Below are 22739 nucleotides of genomic sequence, written 5' to 3' on the forward strand. Positions count from 1 at the left end.
AATTGATTGCTTGGTCGCTACACTCCTCGCAATGACGAAGAAATCATGACCACACCGCCCGCGACCACGGCGGCATCGAGAATCGCGGTGTGAATATGCACCGGCATGCGCTCGACGAAGGCTTTGGCTAGAAATGCCCCGGGTATTGCCATGGCACCGATCAGAAGGGCGAAAGCGAGCACCTGGGCGGTGACGACGCCGGCCAATCCGAACACGGAAATCTTGATGATGCTGGTAGCGACCGAGATTACCGCATCGGTGGCGATCACGGCCGCGCCTTCGAGGCCGGTCGCCATCAGCAGGGACAGCAGGATAACGCCCGAACCCGACGTGCCGCCAACCACGAGGCCGTAACCCACCGCGCCAGCGGCGAGCCCGCTGTCGCCGATTTTGATGTCGAGGCGTCTGAGCAAACGGCGCAGCGGCACACTTGATATCAGCATGGTGCCGATCACCAGCGCCGCGCCGGCATTTGTCAGCCGGGTATAGCCGTAAGCGCCGAGCGCGGTCGTCAATGCGGCAGCCAGGATCACGATCAGCGCGCGGCGCCGGTCGGCATAACGCAGATAGGCCGCGAAGCGGCTGAGATTGGTGAAGATCGAGGAGATGGCGATGATCGGCACCACCGGCTCGGCGCCGATCAAGGGCACAAGAACCAGCGGCATCAACGCGCCGGTGCCGTAGCCGGCCAGGCCGCCGATGATAGAGGCAAACAGCGCGACGCATCCAACCAGCAGGAGTTGAGCCAGCGAGATATCGACAAAGCCGGAAATGATACTCACAGCCGATGGTTGCGGATGAAGCGGGCCGCGGTTTGGTCTGCGATGGCTTTAAGCGCAGGCTCATCCAGTGGGAAATCCGCCGCCAGCCACGCGTCTTCCGCCAACGCGAGCACCTGCCCGAGCGCCGGGCCTTCGCCAATTCCGCGCCCGATGAAATCGGCCGCTTTCAGCGGAAATTTCGGCGGCGTCCAGCGCGCCGGCAGCGTGGCAAGCTCTCGCCAATGCGCGGCATCTGTCCCCTCTCCCGCCCGCGCCCAGGCGAGCAGCAGACGGTCGCGGTAGCGATCCTCGCCAAGCCGATAGAGCCATCGCCGCGCGGCCGCCTCGTCCATGCCGGCAAGCCACCACCAGCCATCGCCCATGGAGTCGAGCGCCTTGGTTTCGGCATTGGTGAGCCGCAAGCGCACCCCAACTCGCCTGGCGTCCTCGGTGACGGCGACGACGAGCGCGCCGAGACGGCGAACCGCGTCCGGCTTCAACCCAAGCAAGCGCTCCGCCGATATCATCGCCTTCAGGGGTCCGGTATAGGCGACACTGCCGAAGATCGACAGCAGCAATCCGCCATCCTCCATCGCCGTGATCGCACAGGCGGCGCCGTCCGCCGTCATCAGCTTCAGCATTTCCATCCGCACGCGTTCGGCGGAAAGGCTCACAATGCCGCCGCGTGCACGGATGCAGGCGAGGTACCCGGCGCGATCGGGTTCGCCCGCGCCGAAGGCTGCGTGAATACGGAAAAACCTGAGAATCCGCAGATAGTCCTCGGCGATCCGCCGGTCCGGGTCGCCGATAAAGCGCACGCGTTTTGCCGAGATATCGTCAAGCCCGCCGACGTGATCGTGGACCACGCCCTCGGCGTCAACCGACAGACCGTTGATCGTGAAGTCGCGACGCTGTGCATCGCCGACCCAGTCGCGGCCGAACGCCACCTTGGCCTTGCGGCCAAACGTCTCGGTATCCTCGCGCAGGGTGGTGACCTCAAACGGCTGCCGATTGACCACGAGCGTCACCGTGCCGTGATCAATGCCGGTCGGTACGCTCTTGATGCCGGCCGCGTCTGCGCGGCGGATCACCTCATCGGGCAAGGCGGTGGTCGCGATATCGATGTCGCCGATCGGAATCTTCAATAGCGCGTTGCGGACCGCGCCGCCCACCACGCGCGCTTCCTCGCCGTCGCCGTTCAGCAGCTTAAGCACGCGGGCGGGCGGACCGGATTTGAGCCAGGGCGCGTCATCGAGCACGCGCAGGTTACTCATTTCTCAGCTCCGCGAACCAACCTGCCGTCCTCGATATGCGCGGGAATGTAGGTCGAATCCGGCGGCGCGCCGGAGAAATGCGCAAGCAAAACAAAACTGAGCGCCACCAGCAGCAATGCACCGAGCACCAGTTTGGCGAGGATATGCGCCGGCCACGACGACTGCACCAATAGCCCTGAACGTGTCGCGATCAAAAACAATGCATAGACCGCGAACGGGATCAGGAAAATTCCGATCTCCGTGAGGACCGGACGGATCATGGCAGACAGATCCGCTCATACAGGACACGCAGAATTCCCGCGGTCGCGCCCCAGATATAACGTTCCGCGAACGGCATCGCATAGTACGAGCGCTCCATGCCGCGGAATTCCTTGCTGTGCACCTGATGGTTCACGGGGTCCATCAGGAACGCCAGGGGCACCTCGAACGCATCGTCTACTTCGGACGCATTGATGCGCAGCTTGAAGCCGGGTTTTACCCGCGCAACCGTCGGCAGGATGCGAAATCCAAAGCCGGTTCCGTAGAGATCGAGATAGCCGATCGGATCGATGAATTCGCGGCTCAGGCCGATCTCTTCCTCGGCCTCGCGTAACGCGGTCTCCAGCGGTGAGGCGTCGGTCGCATCGATCTTGCCGCCAGGAAACGCAATCTGGCCGGCATGATCGTTGAGATGGGCGGCGCGCTGCGTCAACAGCACGGTCGGCTGCGGATGATCCACCACCGGGATCAACACCGCCGCGGGCCGAACCGGCTGTTCGCGTGCGATGATCTCCAGCATGCGATCGGTGCCCTGATCGCCGCTCCGCGGAATGATGTTGGGGTCGATCAGGCCTCGCGGAACGTCGAAATCCAGCCGCGCGCGGCTCCGGTCGAAAAACTCTGCCGAACTGATCGCTGCGGGTTCCGTCTTCAGCATCGGCTCGTTCAAAGCGCGCCCCTCACCTGCTCCGCGTCGGCCATCGCAAAAAATTCGCCCCCTGATGCTACGCCGAACATGGCGCGACCATCGACCACTCGCTCCTCACCGATGTCAACCAGATCGTAGTAAAGCGCGCGGGTGACCTTGGCCCACAGGTCGGCGCGGACATGGAGATAGGGCGTGAGGCCTCCGTCGGCGGCCGCCTCGAATCGCAAGCGGTGGGAGGAATCGCAAGCCACCCAGTCATCCACATTGGTTCGGAAACGCAGCAGCCGGCCTTGATTTCCGCTTTCCTTGAGCATCTCGACCGCAAGAAACGGCGCATCGTCGACGCGGATACCGACCTTCTCTACCGGTGTCACGAGAAAGTGCTTGCCGTCCTCGCGCTTGAGAATCGTCGAAAACAGTCGCACCAGCGCAGGCCGGCCGATTGGCGTTCCCATGTAAAACCACGTGCCGTCGCCCGCGATTCGCATGTCGAGATCGCCGCAGAACGGCGGATTCCACAAATGCACCGGAGGCAGGCCCTTTGCGGCCGGGTTGGCCTTTGCAGCGTCGGTGGCAGCAGCCGTCAGTCCTTCGAGTCCCCGGTTGGTGGTCTGCCCTTGCTTCGCCATTGTTTGACCTGAGCCTGATTGCCTCGATTTGGCACGATTGGTGCACGTCTTCCCTGGTGCAAGTCTTCCGATGTGTGTCCTGAGCGAGTTCCTCGGGTGAAATCGGGGGGCAGGTCGCCACATCGTGATGCGGTTCATACCCCCATACCCCGAAATGCCGATAATGTGGGGATAGTTTAATTCAGCGAATGCATGACCTTCGCGTAAGTTTAGCATGAGGTTCATGGCATGACGACCAATCGGCGGCGTTTGAAGGCAAGAGCGGATTAATTAAGGAGAAGGGCATGGCTGGCACAGACAGTGTCGAAAAACTCGAAGACGTGATCGTCCGCTCGGCCGAACAGGTCGCCGGTCAAATCCGCGCGGCGAAAGATGCGATTTCAACCGTCATCTTCGGCCAGGACCGGGTCATCGAAAACACCTTGGTGACGATCCTCTCGGGCGGTCACGCGCTTCTGATCGGCGTACCCGGCCTTGCCAAGACCAAGCTGGTCGAAACCCTCGGCACCACGCTGGGGCTGGACGCCAAACGCATCCAGTTCACGCCCGACCTGATGCCATCGGATATTCTGGGCGCCGAGGTGCTGGACGAGAGCAATTCCGGAAAACGGTCGTTCCGTTTCATCTCCGGACCGGTGTTCGCGCAGCTGTTGATGGCCGACGAAATCAACCGCGCCAGCCCGCGCACCCAGTCGGCGCTGTTGCAGGCCATGCAGGAACAGCACATCACGGTTGCAGGCGCGCGTCACGACCTGCCCAAGCCGTTTCATGTGCTGGCGACGCAAAATCCGCTGGAGCAGGAGGGCACCTACCCACTGCCGGAGGCGCAGCTCGACCGCTTTCTCATGGAGATCGACGTCGATTATCCGGATCGCGACGCCGAGCGGCGCATCCTGTTCGAAACCACGGGTGCCGAAGAGACGCTCGCCAAGGCCTCCATGACCGCGGACATCCTCATCACCGCGCAACGGCTGGTGCGGCGCCTGCCGGTCGGCGATTCCGTCGTCGAAGCGATCCTCTCGCTGGTACGCTCCGCGCGCCCCGGAGAGGAAGGCGGCGAGGCCGGCAAGCTGATCGCCTGGGGCCCGGGTCCGCGCGCCAGCCAGTCGCTGATGCTCGCAGTTCGCGCCCGCGCGTTGCTCGACGGTCGTCTCGCGCCCTCGATCGATGACGTGCTCGATCTGGCCGAGCCGGTTCTCAAGCACCGCATGGCGCTGACGTTTTCTGCCCGGGCCGAAGGCCGCACCATCCCCGACGTGATCCGGCAACTGAAGACGCGGATCGGTTGATGGCCGCAGAAACCAAGCACGCAGGCAGGGAGATCACAGCAATCCGACGCGCCGATGGCGAAAGCCGTACGCTCGCCGCATCGCTGCCGCGCCTGGTGCTTGAAGCTCGCCGCATCGCCGCCAACGTCACTCACGGCCTGCATGGACGGCGGCGGGCCGGCCCCGGCGAAAGCTTTTGGCAGTACCGCCGCTTCGTTTCGGGCGAGCCGTCGCAGAATGTCGACTGGCGACGCTCGGCGCGCGACGATCATCTTTATGTTCGCGAGCAGGAATGGGAAGCCGCGCACACCGTGTGGCTGTGGCCGGACCGTTCGCCGTCGATGGCGTTCGCATCACGACAGGCGCGCGACAGCAAGTTGGAACGCGGCTTGATCGTGACGTTTGCGCTCGCCGAGCTCTTGGTCGCGGGCGGCGAGCGTGTCGGCATTCCGGGCCTGATGAGTCCTACCGCGAGCAGCAGCGTCATCGACAAGATGGCGCAGTCGATGCTGCACGACGAGGCGGACCGCCTGAGCCTGCCGCCCTCCTTTGTGCCGTCGGCGCTGGCCGAGATTGTGGTGTTGTCGGATTTTTGGTCGCCGATGAGCGAAATCAGAGCCATGCTTGCCGGATTGTCGGCATCCGGTGCGCACGGCACGCTGGTGCAGATCGTCGATCCCGCTGAAGAGAGTTTCCCCTATTCCGGCCGTATCGAGTTCGTCGAACCGGAAGCCGGCAGCGTGATCACCGCGGGCCGCGCGGAAAAATGGGCCACCGACTATGTTGCGCGCGTCGCACTGCATCGCGAGGAGATTCGCGCTGAGACCAACAAGCTCGACTGGCTGTTCTCGACCCACACCACGAGCCGCTCAGCCGCGGAACTGCTGCTGTTTCTGCACTCGGGCATGATGGCGAACAAGGGAAGCACGCGCACCGCGACCGTCAAAGCGGGGCGAAGCGCATGATCGCCGGGCTCCCTCTCAGTTTCGCAGAACCATTTTTGCTGCTGGGCTTGTTGAGCCTGCCGGCGCTGTGGTGGCTGTTGCGGGTGATGCCGCCGCGGCCGCGGCGCATTGAATTCCCGCCGACGCGGCTGTTGTTCGACATTGCGCCGAAGGAAGAAACCCCGTCGCGTACGCCATGGTGGCTGACGGCTCTGCGCCTGTTGGCTGCTGCACTGGTGATTTTGGCGGCTGCGGGGCCGATCTGGAATCCGCAAACCGGTCTTGCCGGCACGAGTGCGCCGCTTGTGATTCTGCTCGACGACGGCTGGAGCGCGGCCGCGAGCTGGGACAGCAGGATCAAGGCCGCGGACGAATTGATTGCCAATGCCGACAGCGACCGGCGCGGCGTGGCTCTCGTTCCGCTGTCCGAGCCTGCACGTGACATCACATTGATGCCGGCGGGCACCGCGCGGGTGGCACTGCGCCAGCTTGCGCCCAAGCCCTATTCGATCGAGCGGGTTGAAACCCTGCCCTCGATCGAGCGCTTCCTCAAGGCGACCGGCAATTGCGAGATCGCCTGGCTGTCGGATGGCGTCGATACCGGGCGCGGAGCAGAGTTCCTCGGAGGCTTAGGCAAAACCATCGGGGATCGTGCGTTGACGATTTTTGAAGGCGGCACCCCACCGCCACTGGCGTTGGCTGCAGCAGAAAATGCCGCGGCGAAGATGACGGTGAAGGTGCTGCGAGCCAATGGCGGCATTGCCGCCGGAACGGTGCGCGCGATCGATCCGAAGGGTTCACCGATCGGCGAGGCCCGGTACGCCTTTGCGCCGCAGGACCGCGAGACCGAAGCAGCGTTCGATCTTCCGGTCGAGTTGCGCAACGATATCGCACGGCTTGAAATATCAGGCGAACGATCTGCCGGCGCGGTGCAGCTGCTCGACAAGCGATGGCGGCGGCGCGCAATCGGCATCGTCAGCGGATCGACCAGCGATACCGCGCAGCCGCTGCTGGCATCGACGTTCTATCTCACCCGCGCGCTGGCGCCGTTCGCCGATGTGAGATTGGGCGATCGCGGCGCGCCACAACAGGCGATCACTCAATTTCTCGACCAGAAGCTGCCGATGATCGTGCTCGCGGATGTCGGCGCGCTGTCGCCCGAAATTCGCGAGCGCCTGGCCACGTGGATCGAGCAAGGCGGCGTGCTGGTGCGTTTCGCCGGCCCGCGTCTGGCGCAAGCCGATGACGACCTTGTGCCGGTGAAGCTGCGCCGCGGCGGACGCAGCCTCGGCGGCAGTCTCACCTGGGAAAAGCCGCAGCATCTGGCATCGTTCGCTGCGGACGGTCCGTTCGCCGGCCTCGCGGTGCCAAAGGACATCACCGTCAGCCGGCAGGTGCTCGCCGAACCGGATGCGACGCTGGCGACGAAAAGCTGGGCCTCGCTGGAGGATGGCACGCCGCTGGTAACCGGCGAACATCGCGGCAAGGGTTTGGTAAGCCTGTTTCATGTCAGCGGCGATATGCGCTGGTCCGATCTGCCGATGTCCGGCAGCTTCGTCGAGATGCTCAGGCGGATCGTCGACATGTCGGGCTACACGTCCACCCCGGGCGCGGGTGTTGCGGGCGAAGCGCAAAAGGAAACGGTGGCGCCGCTGCGCACGCTCGATGGTTTCGGGGCGTTCGGACCGCCGCCCTCGACCGCAAAGCCGATGCCCGCAGACTTCCGCGACCGTGCGACCGTCGATCACCCGCCCGGATTCTATGGCCCCGCCGACGGTCCGATCGCGGTGAATGCACTGGCGGCCGCGGACCGCATCGCCCCGCTCGATACCTCTGCGTTGCGAGCGCGATATGCCAGCTACACCAATGCCGAACCGCGGGACTTGCGCGGAATCCTGCTGTCGTCGTCCTTGGCGTTGTTCCTGATCGACGCGATCGTGGTTGCGCTGCTCGGCGGCGGCCTCGCAGCGCTACTGAGACGACGCGCGGCTCCGGCTGCATTGGCGTTCGCGTTTCTGTTGTCCACCCTATTGGCCGCGCCACAGCCGTCCCGTGCCCAGAACAACGACGATTTCGCAATCAAGGCGGTCTCGCAAACCAGGCTGGCTTATGTCGTCACCGGTAATGCCGACGTGGATTCTATCGTCAAAGCGGGCATGTCCGGACTGACCTTGTTTCTCGCGCAGCGCACGGCGCTGGAGGCCGGCGATCCCGTCGGCGTCGATCCTGCGCACGACGAACTGGCGTTTTTCCCGCTGATCTACTGGCCGGTGATGCCCGGAGCAGCGAAGCCGCCGCAAGACGCCATCAATCGCATCGACGCCTACATGAAACAGGGCGGCACGGTGATATTCGATACCCGCGATGCCATCGAGGCACCGCCGGGGGATGGCGGCGCATCGCAGACGCCTGGCATGCTGGCGTTGCGCAATATTTTGTCCTCGCTGGACGTTCCCGAACTTGAACCGGTGCCGCGCGAACACGTGCTGACCAAGACGTTCTACCTGCTGCGCGATTTTCCCGGGAGATTCAACACCGGCCAGACCTGGGTAGAGACCTTGCCGCGCGAAGAGGACGACGAGGCCGCATCACGGCCGGCGCGCGGCGGAGACGGCGTCTCGCCGATCATCATCACCTCCAACGATCTGGCCGGCGCCTGGGCGATACGCCCGGACGGCCAGCCCATGCTGCCGCTGACGCCGGGTGAGCCGCGGCAGCGCGAATTCGCGTTCCGCGCCGGCGTCAACATCGTGATGTATACGCTGACCGGAAACTACAAGGCCGACCAGGTGCACGCGCCGGCGCTGATCGAGCGCTTGGGACAATAGGGTAACGACATGCAGTATGGCATCGCGTTTACGCCGCTCGTCCCCACGCTGGTGCTTTGGCTCGCGGTTGGCGCCATCGTCGTGATCGCTGCGTTGCTGCTGCTAGGCCGGGCACGCGGCGCTGCGGTGCGCGTCGCGGCACTGGCGCTTATTCTGTTGGCGCTGGCCAATCCATCGTTTACCCGCGAGGACCGCGAGCCATTGTCGTCGGTGGCCGCAGTGGTGATCGACAAGAGCCCCAGCCAGAATTTCGGCGAGCGCACCCGCGAAACCCGCGAGGCGCAGGAGGCGCTGGTCGCCAGCCTCAAGAAGATCAAGGGGCTGGAGGTGCGGGTGGTCGAAGCCGGCCAGGCCGACGGCGAAACCGATGGCACCAGACTGTTCGGCGCGCTGTCCTCAGTGCTGTCAGACGTCCAGATCGATCGCGTCGCCGGCGCATTTCTGATCACCGACGGGCGGGTGCACGACATTCCTGCGAACGCGGCCGCGCTTGGATTTCAGGCCCCGGTCCATGCCCTTATCACCGGACGCAAGAACGAACGCGACCGCCGCATCGCGATTTCCGCAGCACCCCGTTTCGGCATCGTCGGACAGCCCCAGACCATCACCTACCGGCTGGACGATCAAGGCGTCAGCGGTGGTCGCGCCAAGGTCGTGGTGCGCCGCGACGGCGAAGTGATCAACGAACGTACCCTGCTGAGCGGCCAGACCGCCAGCGTCGACATCGATATCAAGCACGCCGGGCCGAACATCGTCGAGATCGAAGCGTCTCCGCTCGAAAATGAGCTGACGCTGGTCAACAACCGCGCGGTGGTTGCGATCGACGGGGTGCGCGACAAATTGCGGGTGCTATTGGTCTCCGGCGAGCCGCATTCCGGCGAACGCACCTGGCGCAACTTGCTGAAATCCGACGCCAGCGTCGATCTCGTGCATTTCACGATTTTGCGTCCGCCCGAGAAGCAGGACGGCACGCCGATCAACGAACTCAGCCTGATCGCCTTTCCGACCCGCGAACTGTTCCAGCAGAAGATCAACGAATTCCAGTTGATTATCTTCGACCGCTACGCCCGCCAGGGCGTGCTGCCGATCGCCTATTTCGACAACATCGCGCGCTATGTCCGCGGCGGCGGCGCGGTGCTGGTCTCGGCAGGTCCCGACTACGCTTCCACCACCAGCATCTGGCGCACACCGCTGGATTCGGTGCTGCCGGCCGAGCCGGTCGGAGTCACCGAGAAGCCGTATTACGCGCACTTGAGCGATATCGGCAAACGCCATCCGGTGACGCGCGGCCTGGAAGGCTCAGGCAGCGAACCGCCGCATTGGAGCCGGTTCTTTCGTACCGTAGAAACCCGTAATGCAACGACCCCGCCTGTCATGACCGGGGCCGACGGCAAGCCGCTTTTGCTGCTGTCGCGATTTGGCGAGGGCCGCGTCGCATTGCTTCTGTCGGATCATATCTGGCTGTGGGCGCGCGGCTATGAGGGCGGCGGGCCGCATCTCGACCTGCTGCGGCGAACGTCGCATTGGCTGATGAAGCAGCCTGACCTCGACGAAGAAGCGCTGCGCTTGCAGGTCCAGGGCCACGATCTCGTGGTGCTGCGCCAGACCATGGCCGACAGCGTCGCGCCGGTGACGGTGACTTCGCCGGCGGGCGCCACTCGCGAACTGACGTTGAGCGCCGGCGAACCCGGGACATGGCGCGCGACGATCCCTGCGAATGAACTCGGCCTGTGGCAGGCAACCGATGGCACGCTGAAAGCCCTGATCAATGTCGGCCCGACCAATCCGAAGGAGTTTTCGGAAGTCACCTCTACGACCGAAATGCTGAAGCCGCTGACGCAAGCTACCGGCGGCGACGCACGGCGCCTTGCGGACGGCTCCAGCGTCGAGCTTCCACGCGTCGGGCCGGTTCGTGCAAGCAGCGTATTTTACGGCGACGGCTGGATGGGCGTGAAGATGCGCGATGCGAGCGTCGTCAAAGGCGTCGGGGTGCTGCCGCTGTTCGCCGGTCTGATCGGCTTGCTGCTCTTGCTTGGGGCGTTCGCTGCCACCTGGCTGCGCGAGGGGCGCTGATCGCGGCTCGTGTCGCCAGCGTTGCCCATATAACACAGACGCTCCGAATTCATCCCGCACGCGTATGCGCTGCGGTTGACAGCCCGCAGCGATCCCTGATGTTATATTATAACGTTGGGGCGGCCGAGATGACTTGGCTCCCGACGCAGGGCGCCTATCGGCATGAAGTGGTTTCGATCGAACATCAGGCATGGCTCGCGGCTCGCGCTTTTTGCGTTGGTTGCCCAGCTGGTGCTTTCGTTTGGGCATTTCCATGGAGCCGCGCAGGCGGCGCCGGCTATTCAATCCGGCGAAGCGCTATCGGCCGTTGCTTACGCCGGTGGCCTGCCCGCAGCCGACGCGGCCAGCCAATCCGTTCAGCAGCCTCCGACCAGTCACGATTCCGACCACCAGCAACGGAGCAACGATTGCGCGATCTGCGCCGTTATTGCGCTGGCGAACACGGTGTTGTTCGCGACAGCGCCCCTGTTGCTGTTGCCGCAGGCAATCGAAATTTTACACCTGACCACCGCCGCCGAGTTCATTCACCTGAACTCCGCCCGAGTCGCATTTCAGCCTCGCGCTCCCCCCGTCTCCTGACATCGATAGCTTGATGATCCCTGACGATCGCCGCGCCATGTGCGGCTGGTCAACCGGGATAAGTTGAATCGGTCCGTCGCACGTCGACGGCAAGCGCTTCCGAATTCGTTGGCTTGACAGAGACGAATCCGGCCAAGGCTTTTCAGGATCGGAATGATGATATTTGTTGCAAGACGTACTCTCAAAATCAGTGCTGCAAGTTGCTCGCTGCTGTGCGGAATGAGCAGCGGCGCAATGTCTCAGGACGCCGCTCCTTCCGCGCAGCTTCCCCAGATCACGGTGACCTCGCCAAGCCCGATCGTGAGGCGAAACGTTGTTCCGGCACGAACGCCGGCGCGTGTTTCCCGCGCCGCTCCCGGCCGCGCGCCGACGCCGCCGGCGCAACCAGCGCCGGTCGCCGCCGCGCCTCAGCAGGGTGTGCTGCCGATCGTGACCGATCAATTTGCGACGGTGACCGTGGTACCGAACGAGGAAATTCGCCGCGAGGGCACTGCCCAGCTCGGCGACCTCCTGTTTTCCAAGCCCGGCATTACTGGCTCCACCTTTGCTCCGGGCGCTGCGAGCCGGCCGATCATTCGGGGTCTCGACGTCAATCGGGTCGGCATCGTCGAAAATGGTGTCAACGCTGGCGGCGCCTCCGATCTCGGCGAAGACCATTTTGTGCCGGTCGATCCACTGGCGACGAACCAGGTCGAAGTCATCCGTGGTCCGGCGGCGATGCGGTACGGATCGACATCTATCGGCGGCGTCGTGAGCGCGACCAACAATCGGATTCCGGACGCCTTGCCTTCATGCGCGGCCGCACCGTTCCAGACCTACGGGCTGCCGGCGAAGGCGCCGCTCGCGACTGTACAGTCGCCGTCCTGCGTAACGGTTGAAACGCGAACGGCAGTGAGCTCCGTCGACCGCGGTGTCGATGGCGGCATCCTGCTCGATGCCGGCGGCGGCAATTTCGCGTTTCATGCCGATGCCTATGGCCGCAAGGCCGGCGACTACAGCATTCCCGGCTATCCTTATCTGTTCGACCAGACCCGGCCGGTCAACGGCCGGCAGCCGAATTCGGCGATGCAGGCGTCCGGCGCCTCGATCGGTGGCTCGTATATCTTCGACGGCGGCTTCATCGGCGCCGCCATCACACAGAACGATTCGCTCTATCATATCCCCGGCATCGATGGCGCCGATCACCGGACCCGGATCGACGCGCATCAGACCAAAATCACCGCCAAAGGCGAGTATCGGCCCGACTCGGCGGCGATCGATGCCATCCGCTTCTGGGCCGGCGCTACCGACTACAGGCACAACGAGATTGGCCTTGAGGATCCGGCCGATCCGACGACGCTGGGCGTGCGGCAGACCTTTACCAACAAAGAACAAGAAGGCCGCGTCGAAGTGCAGTTGATGCCGTTCAACGCGCGGTTTGCGACGGTGACGACGGCCCTTGGCCTACAGGCCGGGCATCAGGAACTGACCGCCCCGAGCCCGGACGATCCAGGCGCTCTGTTCAATGGGCTCTTTAATCCCAACAACAACAACCGGGTTGCAGGCTACGTCTTTAACGAATTCAAATTTACGGACACGACCAAGGCCCAGATCGCCGGCCGCATCGAGCACGTCGACCTGCACGGTTCGACACCCGATTTTCCGGCGGACTTTCTGCCCGACGCAAATCCGCAATTCAGCACCGCGCGAAATCCGTCCTTCACGCCGAAGAGCGGCAGCGTTGGGCTGATCCAGAACCTTCCCGGCGATCTCGTCGCCAGCATCACCGCCCAGTATGTTGAACGCGCCCCGAAGCCCGCAGAATTGTTCTCTCGCGGCCCGCACGACGCGACGGCGACATTCGATATCGGCAATCCGAATTTGGCGATCGAAACCGCCAAATCGGTCGAAATCGGATTGCGCAGGGCCAACGGGCCACTGCGCTTCGAAGCAACCGCCTACTACACCCGCTTCAACAATTTTATCTTTCGGCGGCTCACCGGGGTGATGTGCGGTGAGGATTTCGCTTCCTGCGGCGTCCCCGACGCCGAACTTAAGCAGGCGGTGTATTCGCAGCGGGATGCCACCTTCCGCGGCGGCGAGTTTCAGAGCCAGCTCGATATCGGACAATTTTACGGCGGCATATGGGGCATTGAGAATCAGTTCGATGTCGTCCGCGCCACCTTCACCGATGGCACCAACGTTCCGCGGATTCCGCCGGTGCGCGCCGGGGGCGGCGTGTTCTGGCGCGATGCGAATTGGCTGGCGCGCATCAACTATCTGCATGCCTTCGCCCAGAATGACATCGCTGTCATCGGCGAAACGCCGACCGCGGGCTATAATCTCCTGAAGGCAGAGATCAGCTACAAGACCAAGCTGGATCCCGCATATTTCGGGGCGCGCGAAATGTTCGTCGGCATCGTCGGCAACAATCTGTTGAATGAGAATATCCGCAATTCCGCCTCCTACAACAAAGACGAGGTGCTGCTGCCGGGTATCGGCGTCCGGGCGTTTGCCAATCTGAAATTCTAGAAAATAGCCTTCCTCTCCCCGCTCGCGAGGAGAGGGAGAAGAAGTACAGCGCGCAGCTCAAATGGAGCCAACGGGGCTACAGGTGCTCCCCGCAAACCGGGAGAGGTGAACCGCCGCCGCTGCGTCGATGCGAGTTCTACTTGGCCATGCTCCAGTCCGGGCGGATCGCTCCGGACACATTCGTAAACGCGCCGTCGACGAGCTCGGCCACCAGCAGGCGGCTGTAGTCGACCGGTCCCGGCATGGTGGCCCTTCCCTTCGGAACGGCCTTGAAGCCGACGCGGCTGTAATAGGCCTCGTCGCCGACCAGCAGCACCAGGCGATGTCCCCCGGCTTTGGCATCCCTCAGCGCGCGATCCAGCAGCGCGCGGCCGACGCCGCGGCCGCGAAACGGCGGCTCGATCGTCAGCGGGCCTAACAGCAACGCCTTGGTATCGCCAATGCAGATCGGCAATTGGCGCACGGACCCAACCAGCAGCGTGCCGATCCAGGCCGTGAACGACAGATCGAGCAGGTGATCGACGTGCTCACGAAGCCGATAGGCGCTCAACACGAAGCGGCCGGGCCCGAAGGTACGCTCGTGCAGCCGTTCGATCGCCTGGGCGTCGTTGGCGGTTTCGGCCAATATTGTGAGAGAAAGGTCGCTCATGGATGGACGCGGGATAGCATTTGGCGAAGGCGCGGTCCATCGCCCCGGCCTTGGCCAGCCTGCAACCTCATAAGTTGTTGTTCAGGGGGGCTTGAGACAAATAGGCCAGCAGCTTCATCTCGCGGCGTCCGCGCGTCACCGTGTCGAGCACCAGTCCCGATGACCCCGACAGCACCGCCAAAATCATCAGGCCCATCGACAGAATTGCGGTGGGCAGACGAGGAACGATGCCTTCCTCGAGATAGGTGATGATGATGGGTACAGCGAAGCCGACCGAGACCAGCATCAGGAAAATTCCGATGGCCGTGAAAAACCGCAACGGCTTTTCCGACCGGTAGAGTTTCAGGATGGTACCGAGAATCCGAAAGCCGTCGCGCCAGGTATTGAGCTTGCTGAACGATCCCGCCGGCCGGGCGTAATAAGGCGTTTCGATCTCGGCGACCGGTAACGCCAGTTCAAGCGCGTGGACGCTTAACTCGGTCTCGATCTCGAAGCCATCCGACAGCACCGGAAAGGACTTGACGAAACGCCGCGAGAACACGCGATAGCCGGACAGAATATCCCTAAACGCCTGACCGAACACCGACGAGAGAAAGCTGGTCAGCATCCAGTTTCCGGTGCGATGGCCGCGCCGATAGGCGGTCTCGGCCTGATCGACCCGAAAGCCCACCACCATGTCGAGACGGTCGGTCAACAGCGCATCGATCATCCGGGGTGCGCTGGCGGCCTCGTAGGTCGCATCGCCGTCGACCAGCACATAAATATCGGCTTCGATATCGGCGAACATGCGCCGGACCACATGACCTTTGCCCTGGCGGCCCTCGCTACGCACTTGCGCGCCGGCCTCGCGCGCGACTGCAATGGTGCGATCCGAGGAATTGTTGTCATAGACGAAGATTTCGGCCGACGGCAGCGCTTTGCGAAAATCGGCGACGACGGTCGCAACCGCGGCTTCCTCATTGAAGCACGGCACCAGAACCGCAATCCGCATCGATGATGGTGTCATTGCCGGCCCGCCCGCCGAATCAAGCCTGTCATGGCATTGCTCAAGCTTTTATCGGTTGGCGAAAGGCAAGGCTATCGTCGATGGTCTCTCGATGCGAATTTAAAGTTGCAAACAGCAAAGTCCAAAGCGAAAGCATTGCGACGGGAATCGTATAGTAAGGAGTGAAGATAGGATGAGTCATAAAGAAAATCGAATTCACCACAAGATTCCCTGCGACGACGAGTGCAACCTGCGTCACGCCGCCTAACCGGCGCAAGCGCAATATCAGAGCGGCCCATACACCCGCGATGACAAGCAAGACAAATTGCGGGTCGGCGAAGTAGGCCCAAAGCACGCCTGAGTTCAACTCCGGTGGAACGACATCAGCGCCTCCATAGGTTGTCGAGAACGCGCTTCCTGCATTGATCGCGTTCGCCAGCAGCGTCGGCACGATTCCGATCAGGAACGCCGCCGCGAATAGCATGCCTTGCTGCAAGGTTTCTCTGTTTCGAGACAACAGGAACGAAACAAAAAAGAACAAGAAATATCCAGCGGAGAGAAACAGATTTGCCAGCCTGAAATTGACCGCCAGACCGATCAGAAGGCCAATCAGTGCGGTCAGAAGAAGCCGGTTTACCCGCCCTTCACCAACAAAGAGTTTCGCGGTCAGAAAACCGGCGAGCGCACAAACCATCATCGTCGGCGCCATCGAATAGCTCGCCTTGGTCGGATTGATCATCAGGTAGATTGCTGCGTCCCCAAAGGCAGCCACGAGAAGCAGGGAAAGTACGGTGGACGCGTAAACGGTTGCGAGAAGCGCAAAGCCAAAGGCTACCACCGAAGTTAGTGCATACAGCGGAATCACCTGAAAGCCTTGCGGAAACAGCGCCAGCACAAAGCCGGTACCGGGCGGATATTGCAGCACGAATTTGTTCGTGGCCGGCATTAAGGGGTGGCAGGGAGCCTTGCTGGTATCGTTCCAGTCCGGATAGCCTATCTCTTTCAATTTTTCGGACAGGTAGTCATCGTCATCCCGGGCGACGTTTGTGTCCAAATCACTAAAGCCAAATTTCTGGAAAAGATGAGCCTGCCGCAGATAACAGATATCGTCGTAAACCCCCCGGATTTCATTCCAAGCCGATATCGATAAAACGTTGCTGACCAGAACCACGAAAAATCCGACGCAGCAAAGAACCTTCAAATACTTCATCTTCTTCCGTCGCACCCGATTGAACCACGCGATCAGGACAATCTTCCTTGTTTTAGATGTGGGCACAAGTAGCGACGCTTAACGCCAGGTCGCAATTGGCGCCTTGTCTTCGAGCACTTCTGATATCCGCAGGCGCGTACCCTTGGTCGTCCCCGCCGGCAGCGCTGCGGCGTCAAAGAAGCCACAGGCGACGATCTCATGGTTCGGCTCGGGCAGGCGATCCTGGCGGAAATGCCTGATCAGATAGACCGCGACGTGATCCCGACGGGAAACGTGGCTGTTGAGGAACAGGCCGTGCAGGACCGGCTCGCCCGAGAGCTCAATTCGTCCCTCTTCCGCCAGCTCGCGTCGCAGCGCGTCAAGCAATGTTTCGCCGACTTCGACGCCCCCGCCTGGCAAGTACCAACCGGTGAGGTAGCTATGCTCGACCAGAAACACCCGGTTCTCGCCATCCAGCACCACGGCGCGGACGCCGAGCGTCATGCCGCGGGCGAAACGCCAATAGAAATGCAGAAGCCGCCGCAGCGCCGGTTCAAACCTCCTTCGCAGGCTTTGCAGGTTCATCGCCAGCCAATTCCCGGATATCCAGACATCGTGTTTGATCCTTGCGTCGCGGCAGCGAGCTTGCCATTACATTCGGAAGTTTCACAGGATATCATGAGATGATCGTGCAGTGGCTCACTCCAGCAGGCCACCCGATTGGATCTGTGTGATGGCGGCATTCACGCTGGCGCACCTGTCCGATCCGCATCTTCCGCCCCTGCCCGTGGCGCGACTTCGCGATCTCGCCGGCAAGCGTGCGCTCGGCTATCTCAATTGGACGCGCAACCGCCACAAATTCCATCGCCGCGACGTGCTTGACGCACTGGTGTCGGATATGCAGGCGCAAGCGCCGGATCACGTCGCCATTACAGGCGATCTCGTCAACCTGGCGCTCGAAGCCGAATTTGCCCCGGCGCGGGCATGGCTGGAGAGCGTCGGTGCACCGGATCGTGTCACGGTGACCCCCGGCAATCACGACGCCTATGTTCGGATTACCCGGCACCATTTCAGGGAGGCGTGGGGAAATTATCTGGATGGCGACGATCCACCCGGCGGCGGCGTCATGTTTCCGTCGCTGCGCCGGCGCGGCCCGCTGGCGCTGATCAGCCTGTCATCGGCAGTCCCGACGCCGCCTTTGATGGCGACCGGACGGCTTGGACGCGTTCAGCTGGACGCGCTCGAGCGCATATTGGCGGGGCTACCCGCCGAGCAGGCGTTTCGGGTGCTGCTGATCCATCACCCGCTGCGTTCGGATTCGCGCGCCAAACGGTTGACCGATTCCTCCAGCCTGCTCGCGCTTCTAAGCCAATACGGCGTGGAGCTGATCCTGCACGGGCATGACCACGTTCACTCAACGATATGGCTCGATGGACCGAAGGGCTCGATACCCGCGATCGGCGTGCCGTCGGCGTCGGCGATCGCGCATGGCCGCTATCCCGGGGCCGCCTATAATCTGTTTTCGATCGAGCGCGATGGCGCCGCGTGGCGGTGCGAGCAGACCATACGAGGCATCGACGATGCGCGGCGCGTCCAGCAATTGCAGCAGATACGGCTGATGTAACCTCAGAAATTGCGCAAGGCCTCAAACAGCGCCAGGCCGAATAACGCGGCCGCGCCGAGAACGAAGCCGAGCGCGAAGATCCAGAAGCGGCTGCGGCGCGGCTTCTCGACGACGACCGGCGCCGGCGCGGGCGTCGCCACCAGCGCGTGTTCGCGCTCGATCATGCGGCGGGCGACATAATCGGTGACGGCGTCGACAATCGCGCTGACGTCGTGGGATTCGGCGATCACGATCCGGCCGAACCGGGTATCCTGCACAAAACGATAGCTGCGCTTGTCGCGGCCCATCAGAACATGGGCAACGACGTCGATCCACAGCCGCGGCGTATCGCCCTGGCTGATGCCGCGATCGAACAGATCGATCTGCTCCGGGACTTGCGCGAACAGCGGGTCGAGGGCCTCGTTGAGAATTTCGAGTCGGGCCACTTCGGCATCGCGCAGGTCGACGACGACGCCGGTGCGATCGGCAGCCTCGATCCGCGCCTGCCGCAAAGCGTCGCGCAAGCGTGAAGGACGGGTCTCACTGACGGCACTGCTTCCGGTACTTTGCGCGTCTGACATCCCTTGCGGCCCTTGTCCTGACGGGGTTGAACCCCCTTAACTTATCAGTAACCGTACTGTCCGCAAAGGCCGTGTTCCCAAGGGCTTAGCCCTCCAGAATTTGCCGCGGCGCCCACCCCGCTTCTCGCCGCAATCGGGAGGAGAGACGCGGAGCGGCCCCACCCGGATCACCGGATGAGGCCGCGCCCGTCCTTGGCCGTTTCTTGTCTAACTGTCGGGCTGTCAGGCCGGCACGCGTTGGGGCTCTTCCACGATCGAGAAGCGTACGCTGCCGCGGTGGCGGTTCTCTTCCGAGACCTCGCGCCAGCAATCTTCCGCTTCCTTGCGGGTCTTGAACGGGCCCCTGACCTGGGCCGAACCTTCCACGAGCTTGTGGAAGTTCATCGAACCGAACTCACCGCCAATCACCCAGAAATTACTGCCCTGTGTCATGATAGCCTCCTTACTCAGCAGCCTGAACGCGGATGTCCGAACCGTGCGCCTTGAACTGCGCGGCTTCGGTGGAGTCGTGAAGCGCCGTGGTCGACGAGGTGCCGCCGGTGATGGTGGTCGACACCAGATCGAAGTAGCCGGTGCCGACTTCGCGCTGATGGCGCGTTGCCGAATAGCCGTGCTTCTCCGAGGCGAACTCGGCCTGCTGCAGGCGCGAATAAGCCGCCATGCCTTCGGCCTTGTAGCCGCGCGCCAGTTCGAACATGCCGTGGTTGAGCGAGTGGAAACCCGCCAGCGTGACAAACTGGAACTTGTAGCCCATCGCGCCGATTTCGCGCTGGAACTTGGCGATCGTCGCCTTGTCGATGTTGGCTTCCCAATTGAACGACGGCGAACAATTGTAGGCCAGCATCTTGTTCGGATAGACCTTGTGCACCGCCTCGGCGAATTCTTTCGCCTCTTCGAGGTTAGGGGTCGAGGTTTCCCACCACAGCAAGTCGGCATACTTCGCGAACGCGATGCCGCGCTTGATGCAATGCGCGAGACCGGTGCCGGGCTTGAGGCGGAAGAAGCCTTCCGCGGTGCGCTCGCCGGTAATGAACTCGCGGTCGCGCTCGTCCACGTCGAACGTGATCAGCTTGGCGCTCTCGGCGTCGGTGCGCGCCAGCACGAAGGTCGGCGTGCCGCAGACATCGGCAGCAAGCCGCGCCGCGATCAGGTTGCGCTCATGCGCCGCGGTCGGGATCAGCACCTTGCCGCCCATGTGGCCGCACTTTTTTTCCGACGCGAGCTGGTCCTCGAAGTGAACGCCGGCCGCGCCCGCCTCGACATAGGCCTTCATGATTTCGAACGAATTCAAGGGGCCGCCGAAGCCGGCTTCCGCGTCGGCGACAATAGGCACGAACCAGTCGATCTTGGCGCCGCCTTCGGAGTGCTCGATCTGGTCGGCGCGCTGGAAGGTGCGGTTGATCCGGCGGCACAGTTCCGGGCCGGCATTGGCCGGATAGAGGCTCTGGTCGGGATACATCGCGCCCGCGGTGTTTGCGTCGGCAGCAACCTGCCAGCCCGACAGATAGATCGCGGGAAGCCCGGCGCGCGCCTGCTGCATCGCCTGGTTGCCGGTCACCGCGCCCAGCGAATTGACATAGGGCTCGGTCTTCAGCGCGTTCCAAAGCCGATTGGCACCCTTCTCGGCCAGCGTATAAGCGATCGGCACCGAGCCGCGCAGCTTCTCCACCTCGGCCGGGGTATAGGGACGGCTGATGCCATCAAAACGCCCTGCGGGCGCGGGAACCAGCTGTTCAAAGGTCTTCGCCATCTCGTTCTCCAATCGACATTCGTGACAGTGCATTGCGAAATGCGTGGAGAGAGCTAAACGCTAAACTCTCTAATTCGTACAGACCGCTTGCTTCCTAATGATGATGTCATGTAACATCTGAACATGTCATAGATGTCATTTTGTCATTTTTGTCACAAAACGGTTTTTTCAGGCGAAGCGGCTCGCGCTGGAAAACACGTCAAAGCAAGAGAATGGAAGCCCGGGTCTGATTGCATCAGAAACGGACTCCAGTCAGCGAGGCTGCCATGGCCGGGGATTCCGCGAAGAAGCTGTTTGTCGGCCCGCGCTTCCGGCGCATCCGCCAGCAATTGGGGCTGTCGCAAACCCAGATCGCCGAGGGTCTCGGCATTTCGCCTAGCTATATCAACCTGATCGAGCGCAATCAGCGGCCGGTGACGGCGCAGATTCTGCTCCGCCTGGCGGAAGCCTATGATCTCGATCTGCGCGATCTCGCCACCGCCGACGAGGACCGGTTCTTCGCCGAACTGAACGAGATCTTTTCCGATCCGCTGTTCCGGCAGATCGACCTGCCGAAGCAGGAACTGCGCGATCTCGCGGAATTGTGCCCCGGTGTGACTCATTCATTGCAACGGCTGTACGCGGCCTACACCGAAGCCCGCCGCGGCGAGACGCTGGTCGCAGCCCAAATGGCCGACCGCGACGAGGGCTCCAGATTCGAAGCCAATCCGATCGAGCGCATCCGCGACCTGATCGAGGCCAATCGCAATTATTTCCCCGAACTCGAACAGGCGGCGGAAAATCTCCGCGACGAATTGAACGTGTCGTCGGAGGAGCTGTTCGCCGCGCTCTCTACGCGTCTGCGCGAACGGCATTCGATCGTCACCCGGATCATGCCGGTCGAGGTGATGCGCGAGACGTTGCGGCGGTTCGATCGCCATCGCCGGCAATTGCTGATCTCGGAGCTGGTCGACGGACCCGGCCGCACCTTCCAGCTCGCCTTCCAGATCGGCATTACCGAATGCAGCGGCAGTTTTGACACGATCGTAAATCGTGCGGGGCCGCTCGATGATACGCCGCGTCGGCTCTACCGGATTACGCTGGCGAATTACTTCGCGGCCGCTGTCATGATGCCCTATCAGGCTTTTCATAGTGCCGCGGAAACGCTGAGCTACGATGTCCACGTGCTGGCGCAACGTTTCAATGCCGGCTTCGAACAGGTCTGCCATCGCCTGACCACGCTGCAACGGCCCAATGCGCGCGGCATTCCGTTCTTCATGCTGCGCGTCGACAATGCCGGCAATGTTTCCAAGCGATTCTCCTCGGGCACATTCCCGTTTTCGAAATTCGGCGGCACCTGCCCGTTGTGGAACGTGCATTCGACCTTCGACACGCCGGACCGCCTGCTCAAGCAGGTGATCGAACTGCCCGACGGCAACCGCTATTTCTCGATCGCGCAGATGGTGCGCCGGCCGGTGGCGCCGCATCCGCAACCGCAACCGCGTTTTGCCATCGGGCTCGGTTGCGAAATTCGCCATGCGTCTCGGCTGGTCTACGCCGCCGGAATGGATCTGGAAAAAACCGAGGGCACGCCGATCGGCGTCAACTGCCGGCTCTGCGAACGCGAGAATTGCAGCCAGCGCGCCGAGCCGCCGATCACCCGCACCTTGATCCTCGACGAGAACACCCGCCGCGTGTCCTCGTTCGCGTTCAGCAATGCACGGGAGTTGTGAGGGCTGTGAGCGGCGTGCCGTGGCCGAAAACCCTTCGTTCAATGTCGTCCCCGCGCACGCGGGGACCCATACGCCGCGGCCTCGCGTTTTGGCACAGTGGCTAACGGCTTCCGCTCCAATAGACCAAGGTGGTTATGGGTCCCCGCGTGCGCGGGGACGACATTGTAACATGGCGCATTCGTACCCAGATGCGCGATCGTGATCCCGCGGCGCGATGCGCCCGAGTCGTGCTGGAATTTTTCGCCCTGGAAAACAGAGGGCGTGGGGAATGCCGGGTGCACGGTGCACCCGCAGCCCGTGTGCAATGGTAGTAAGCACACGGTAGTCACCGCAGGTCACCGGAACACCCGGCATTCCCGCACGCAATGGTTTTAACGGCTTATATCGTGCTCTCCCCGGCGACGAATTCGTCTTGTCACCGTCGTCGGCGGATTGAAGGTTTTGCGAGACCCGGTTGGGCCAACGAAAACCTCCGCCGACTTGACACCAGCAACGG

20 protein-coding genes are annotated in these 22739 nt (G+C 62.7%); 8 read left to right on the top strand and 12 right to left on the bottom strand.

From position 1 onward, the window contains the following. Nucleotides 1–17: 17 nt before the first annotated feature. From N554_RS0118655 to N554_RS0118675, 5 genes are read right to left on the bottom strand one after another with little or no spacing between them, the layout of a single operon-like run. Nucleotides 18–782: a TSUP family transporter gene (locus N554_RS0118655; protein WP_029584853.1), complete on the bottom strand. Its 765-nt coding sequence runs from the start codon at nucleotides 780–782 to the stop codon at nucleotides 18–20. After that, a complete protein-coding gene (locus N554_RS0118660; RefSeq protein ID WP_029584854.1) occupies nucleotides 779–2035 on the bottom strand; it encodes a CCA tRNA nucleotidyltransferase in 1257 nt (418 codons plus the stop codon). Before N554_RS0118660 ends, N554_RS0118655 begins: the two co-directional genes overlap by 4 nt. Beyond that, complete coding sequence (locus N554_RS0118665) at nucleotides 2032–2295, bottom strand: DUF6111 family protein (RefSeq protein WP_029584855.1); 264 nt, start codon at nucleotides 2293–2295, stop codon at nucleotides 2032–2034. The genes N554_RS0118660 and N554_RS0118665 overlap by 4 nt, the downstream gene beginning before the upstream one ends. Next, nucleotides 2292–2951: a CoA pyrophosphatase gene (locus N554_RS0118670; protein ID WP_371259503.1), complete on the bottom strand. Its 660-nt coding sequence runs from the start codon at nucleotides 2949–2951 to the stop codon at nucleotides 2292–2294. Before N554_RS0118670 ends, N554_RS0118665 begins: the two co-directional genes overlap by 4 nt. 8 nt (nucleotides 2952–2959) lie before the next feature. After that, on the bottom strand, nucleotides 2960–3571 hold the full coding sequence (locus tag N554_RS0118675) for a DUF1285 domain-containing protein (protein ID WP_029584857.1): 612 nt from the start codon (nucleotides 3569–3571) through the stop codon (nucleotides 2960–2962). A gap of 284 nt (nucleotides 3572–3855) precedes the next feature. Here N554_RS0118675 and N554_RS0118680 point away from each other — a divergent pair, with 284 nt between their 5' ends. The 6 genes from N554_RS0118680 (at nucleotide 3856) to N554_RS0118705 (ending at nucleotide 13774) form a co-directional block, all read left to right on the top strand. Beyond that, the gene (locus tag N554_RS0118680) at nucleotides 3856–4860 is read left to right on the top strand and encodes an AAA family ATPase (protein ID WP_029584858.1); all 1005 of its coding nucleotides are present in this window, start codon (nucleotides 3856–3858) and stop codon (nucleotides 4858–4860) included. Further along, on the top strand, nucleotides 4860–5804 hold the full coding sequence (locus tag N554_RS0118685; RefSeq protein WP_029584859.1) for a DUF58 domain-containing protein: 945 nt from the start codon (nucleotides 4860–4862) through the stop codon (nucleotides 5802–5804). The genes N554_RS0118680 and N554_RS0118685 overlap by 1 nt, the downstream gene beginning before the upstream one ends. After that, nucleotides 5804–8611 (top strand): DUF4159 domain-containing protein, encoded by a 2808-nt coding sequence (locus N554_RS0118690; RefSeq protein ID WP_029584860.1) that lies wholly within the window; start codon nucleotides 5804–5806, stop codon nucleotides 8609–8611. The genes N554_RS0118685 and N554_RS0118690 overlap by 1 nt, the downstream gene beginning before the upstream one ends. A 9-nt stretch (nucleotides 8612–8620) precedes the next feature. Continuing rightward, on the top strand, nucleotides 8621–10684 hold the full coding sequence (locus tag N554_RS0118695) for a membrane protein (protein WP_029584861.1): 2064 nt from the start codon (nucleotides 8621–8623) through the stop codon (nucleotides 10682–10684). Nucleotides 10685–10846: 162 nt separating this feature from the next. Further along, nucleotides 10847–11263, top strand: coding sequence for a DUF2946 family protein (locus N554_RS0118700; RefSeq protein WP_029584862.1), 417 nt, complete (start codon nucleotides 10847–10849; stop codon nucleotides 11261–11263). Nucleotides 11264–11419: 156 nt separating this feature from the next. Beyond that, nucleotides 11420–13774, top strand: coding sequence for a TonB-dependent receptor (locus N554_RS0118705; RefSeq protein WP_029584863.1), 2355 nt, complete (start codon nucleotides 11420–11422; stop codon nucleotides 13772–13774). Between the two features lie 136 nt (nucleotides 13775–13910). Here N554_RS0118705 and N554_RS0118710 read toward each other — a convergent pair whose 3' ends face one another. The 4 genes from N554_RS0118710 to N554_RS0118725 form a co-directional block, all read right to left on the bottom strand. Next, nucleotides 13911–14423 (bottom strand): GNAT family N-acetyltransferase, encoded by a 513-nt coding sequence (locus tag N554_RS0118710; RefSeq protein WP_029584864.1) that lies wholly within the window; start codon nucleotides 14421–14423, stop codon nucleotides 13911–13913. A gap of 67 nt (nucleotides 14424–14490) precedes the next feature. After that, nucleotides 14491–15429 (bottom strand): glycosyltransferase family 2 protein, encoded by a 939-nt coding sequence (locus N554_RS0118715; RefSeq protein WP_029584865.1) that lies wholly within the window; start codon nucleotides 15427–15429, stop codon nucleotides 14491–14493. A 40-nt stretch (nucleotides 15430–15469) separates the two neighbouring features. Continuing rightward, a complete protein-coding gene (locus N554_RS0118720) occupies nucleotides 15470–16618 on the bottom strand; it encodes a hypothetical protein (RefSeq protein WP_036053546.1) in 1149 nt (382 codons plus the stop codon). A 78-nt stretch (nucleotides 16619–16696) separates the two neighbouring features. After that, nucleotides 16697–17182 carry an NUDIX domain-containing protein gene (locus N554_RS0118725; protein ID WP_029584867.1) on the bottom strand — a complete coding sequence of 162 codons (486 nt, stop codon included), beginning with the start codon at nucleotides 17180–17182 and terminating at the stop codon, nucleotides 16697–16699. A gap of 148 nt (nucleotides 17183–17330) precedes the next feature. Here N554_RS0118725 and N554_RS0118730 point away from each other — a divergent pair, with 148 nt between their 5' ends. Beyond that, nucleotides 17331–18221, top strand: a complete 891-nt coding sequence (locus N554_RS0118730; protein ID WP_029584868.1) for a metallophosphoesterase family protein — start codon at nucleotides 17331–17333, stop codon at nucleotides 18219–18221. 2 nt (nucleotides 18222–18223) lie between these two features. Here the strand turns inward: N554_RS0118730 and N554_RS0118735 are convergent, their stop codons facing one another. From N554_RS0118735 to aceA, 3 genes are all read right to left on the bottom strand, one after another. Then, the gene (locus tag N554_RS0118735) at nucleotides 18224–18781 is read right to left on the bottom strand and encodes a hypothetical protein (protein ID WP_029584869.1); all 558 of its coding nucleotides are present in this window, start codon (nucleotides 18779–18781) and stop codon (nucleotides 18224–18226) included. A gap of 222 nt (nucleotides 18782–19003) precedes the next feature. Then, on the bottom strand, nucleotides 19004–19213 hold the full coding sequence (locus tag N554_RS0118740; RefSeq protein WP_029584870.1) for a DUF4170 domain-containing protein: 210 nt from the start codon (nucleotides 19211–19213) through the stop codon (nucleotides 19004–19006). Nucleotides 19214–19223: 10 nt separating this feature from the next. Further along, nucleotides 19224–20531 (bottom strand): isocitrate lyase, encoded by a 1308-nt coding sequence (aceA, locus tag N554_RS0118745; RefSeq protein ID WP_029584871.1) that lies wholly within the window; start codon nucleotides 20529–20531, stop codon nucleotides 19224–19226. A 266-nt stretch (nucleotides 20532–20797) separates the two neighbouring features. Between aceA and N554_RS0118750 the strand changes: the two genes are divergently transcribed. Further along, complete coding sequence (locus N554_RS0118750; RefSeq protein WP_029584872.1) at nucleotides 20798–22243, top strand: helix-turn-helix domain-containing protein; 1446 nt, start codon at nucleotides 20798–20800, stop codon at nucleotides 22241–22243. Nucleotides 22244–22739: the final 496 nt, after the last annotated feature.

The sequence above is a fragment of the Bradyrhizobium sp. URHD0069 genome, from assembly GCF_000701345.1.
GTDB lineage: Bacteria > Pseudomonadota > Alphaproteobacteria > Rhizobiales > Xanthobacteraceae > Bradyrhizobium.

What these genes read in the sequence shown, in the direction of transcription:
- N554_RS0118660 (WP_029584854.1), bottom strand. Translation starts at nt 2,035, where the DNA reads ATGAGTAACCTGCGCGTGCTCGATGACGCGCCCTGGCTCAAATCCGGT.
- N554_RS0118665 (WP_029584855.1), bottom strand. Translation starts at nt 2,295, where the DNA reads ATGATCCGTCCGGTCCTCACGGAGATCGGAATTTTCCTGATCCCGTTC.
- N554_RS0118670 (WP_371259503.1), bottom strand. Translation starts at nt 2,951, where the DNA reads ATGCTGAAGACGGAACCCGCAGCGATCAGTTCGGCAGAGTTTTTCGAC.
- N554_RS0118675 (WP_029584857.1), bottom strand. Translation starts at nt 3,571, where the DNA reads ATGGCGAAGCAAGGGCAGACCACCAACCGGGGACTCGAAGGACTGACG.
- N554_RS0118680 (WP_029584858.1), top strand. Translation starts at nt 3,856, where the DNA reads ATGGCTGGCACAGACAGTGTCGAAAAACTCGAAGACGTGATCGTCCGC.
- N554_RS0118685 (WP_029584859.1), top strand. Translation starts at nt 4,860, where the DNA reads ATGGCCGCAGAAACCAAGCACGCAGGCAGGGAGATCACAGCAATCCGA.
- N554_RS0118695 (WP_029584861.1), top strand. Translation starts at nt 8,621, where the DNA reads ATGCAGTATGGCATCGCGTTTACGCCGCTCGTCCCCACGCTGGTGCTT.
- N554_RS0118700 (WP_029584862.1), top strand. Translation starts at nt 10,847, where the DNA reads ATGAAGTGGTTTCGATCGAACATCAGGCATGGCTCGCGGCTCGCGCTT.
- N554_RS0118705 (WP_029584863.1), top strand. Translation starts at nt 11,420, where the DNA reads ATGATATTTGTTGCAAGACGTACTCTCAAAATCAGTGCTGCAAGTTGC.
- N554_RS0118710 (WP_029584864.1), bottom strand. Translation starts at nt 14,423, where the DNA reads ATGAGCGACCTTTCTCTCACAATATTGGCCGAAACCGCCAACGACGCC.
- N554_RS0118715 (WP_029584865.1), bottom strand. Translation starts at nt 15,429, where the DNA reads ATGACACCATCATCGATGCGGATTGCGGTTCTGGTGCCGTGCTTCAAT.
- N554_RS0118720 (WP_036053546.1), bottom strand. Translation starts at nt 16,618, where the DNA reads ATGAAGTATTTGAAGGTTCTTTGCTGCGTCGGATTTTTCGTGGTTCTG.
- N554_RS0118725 (WP_029584867.1), bottom strand. Translation starts at nt 17,182, where the DNA reads ATGAACCTGCAAAGCCTGCGAAGGAGGTTTGAACCGGCGCTGCGGCGG.
- N554_RS0118730 (WP_029584868.1), top strand. Translation starts at nt 17,331, where the DNA reads ATGGCGGCATTCACGCTGGCGCACCTGTCCGATCCGCATCTTCCGCCC.
- N554_RS0118735 (WP_029584869.1), bottom strand. Translation starts at nt 18,781, where the DNA reads ATGTCAGACGCGCAAAGTACCGGAAGCAGTGCCGTCAGTGAGACCCGT.
- N554_RS0118740 (WP_029584870.1), bottom strand. Translation starts at nt 19,213, where the DNA reads ATGACACAGGGCAGTAATTTCTGGGTGATTGGCGGTGAGTTCGGTTCG.
- aceA (WP_029584871.1), bottom strand. Translation starts at nt 20,531, where the DNA reads ATGGCGAAGACCTTTGAACAGCTGGTTCCCGCGCCCGCAGGGCGTTTT.
- N554_RS0118750 (WP_029584872.1), top strand. Translation starts at nt 20,798, where the DNA reads ATGGCCGGGGATTCCGCGAAGAAGCTGTTTGTCGGCCCGCGCTTCCGG.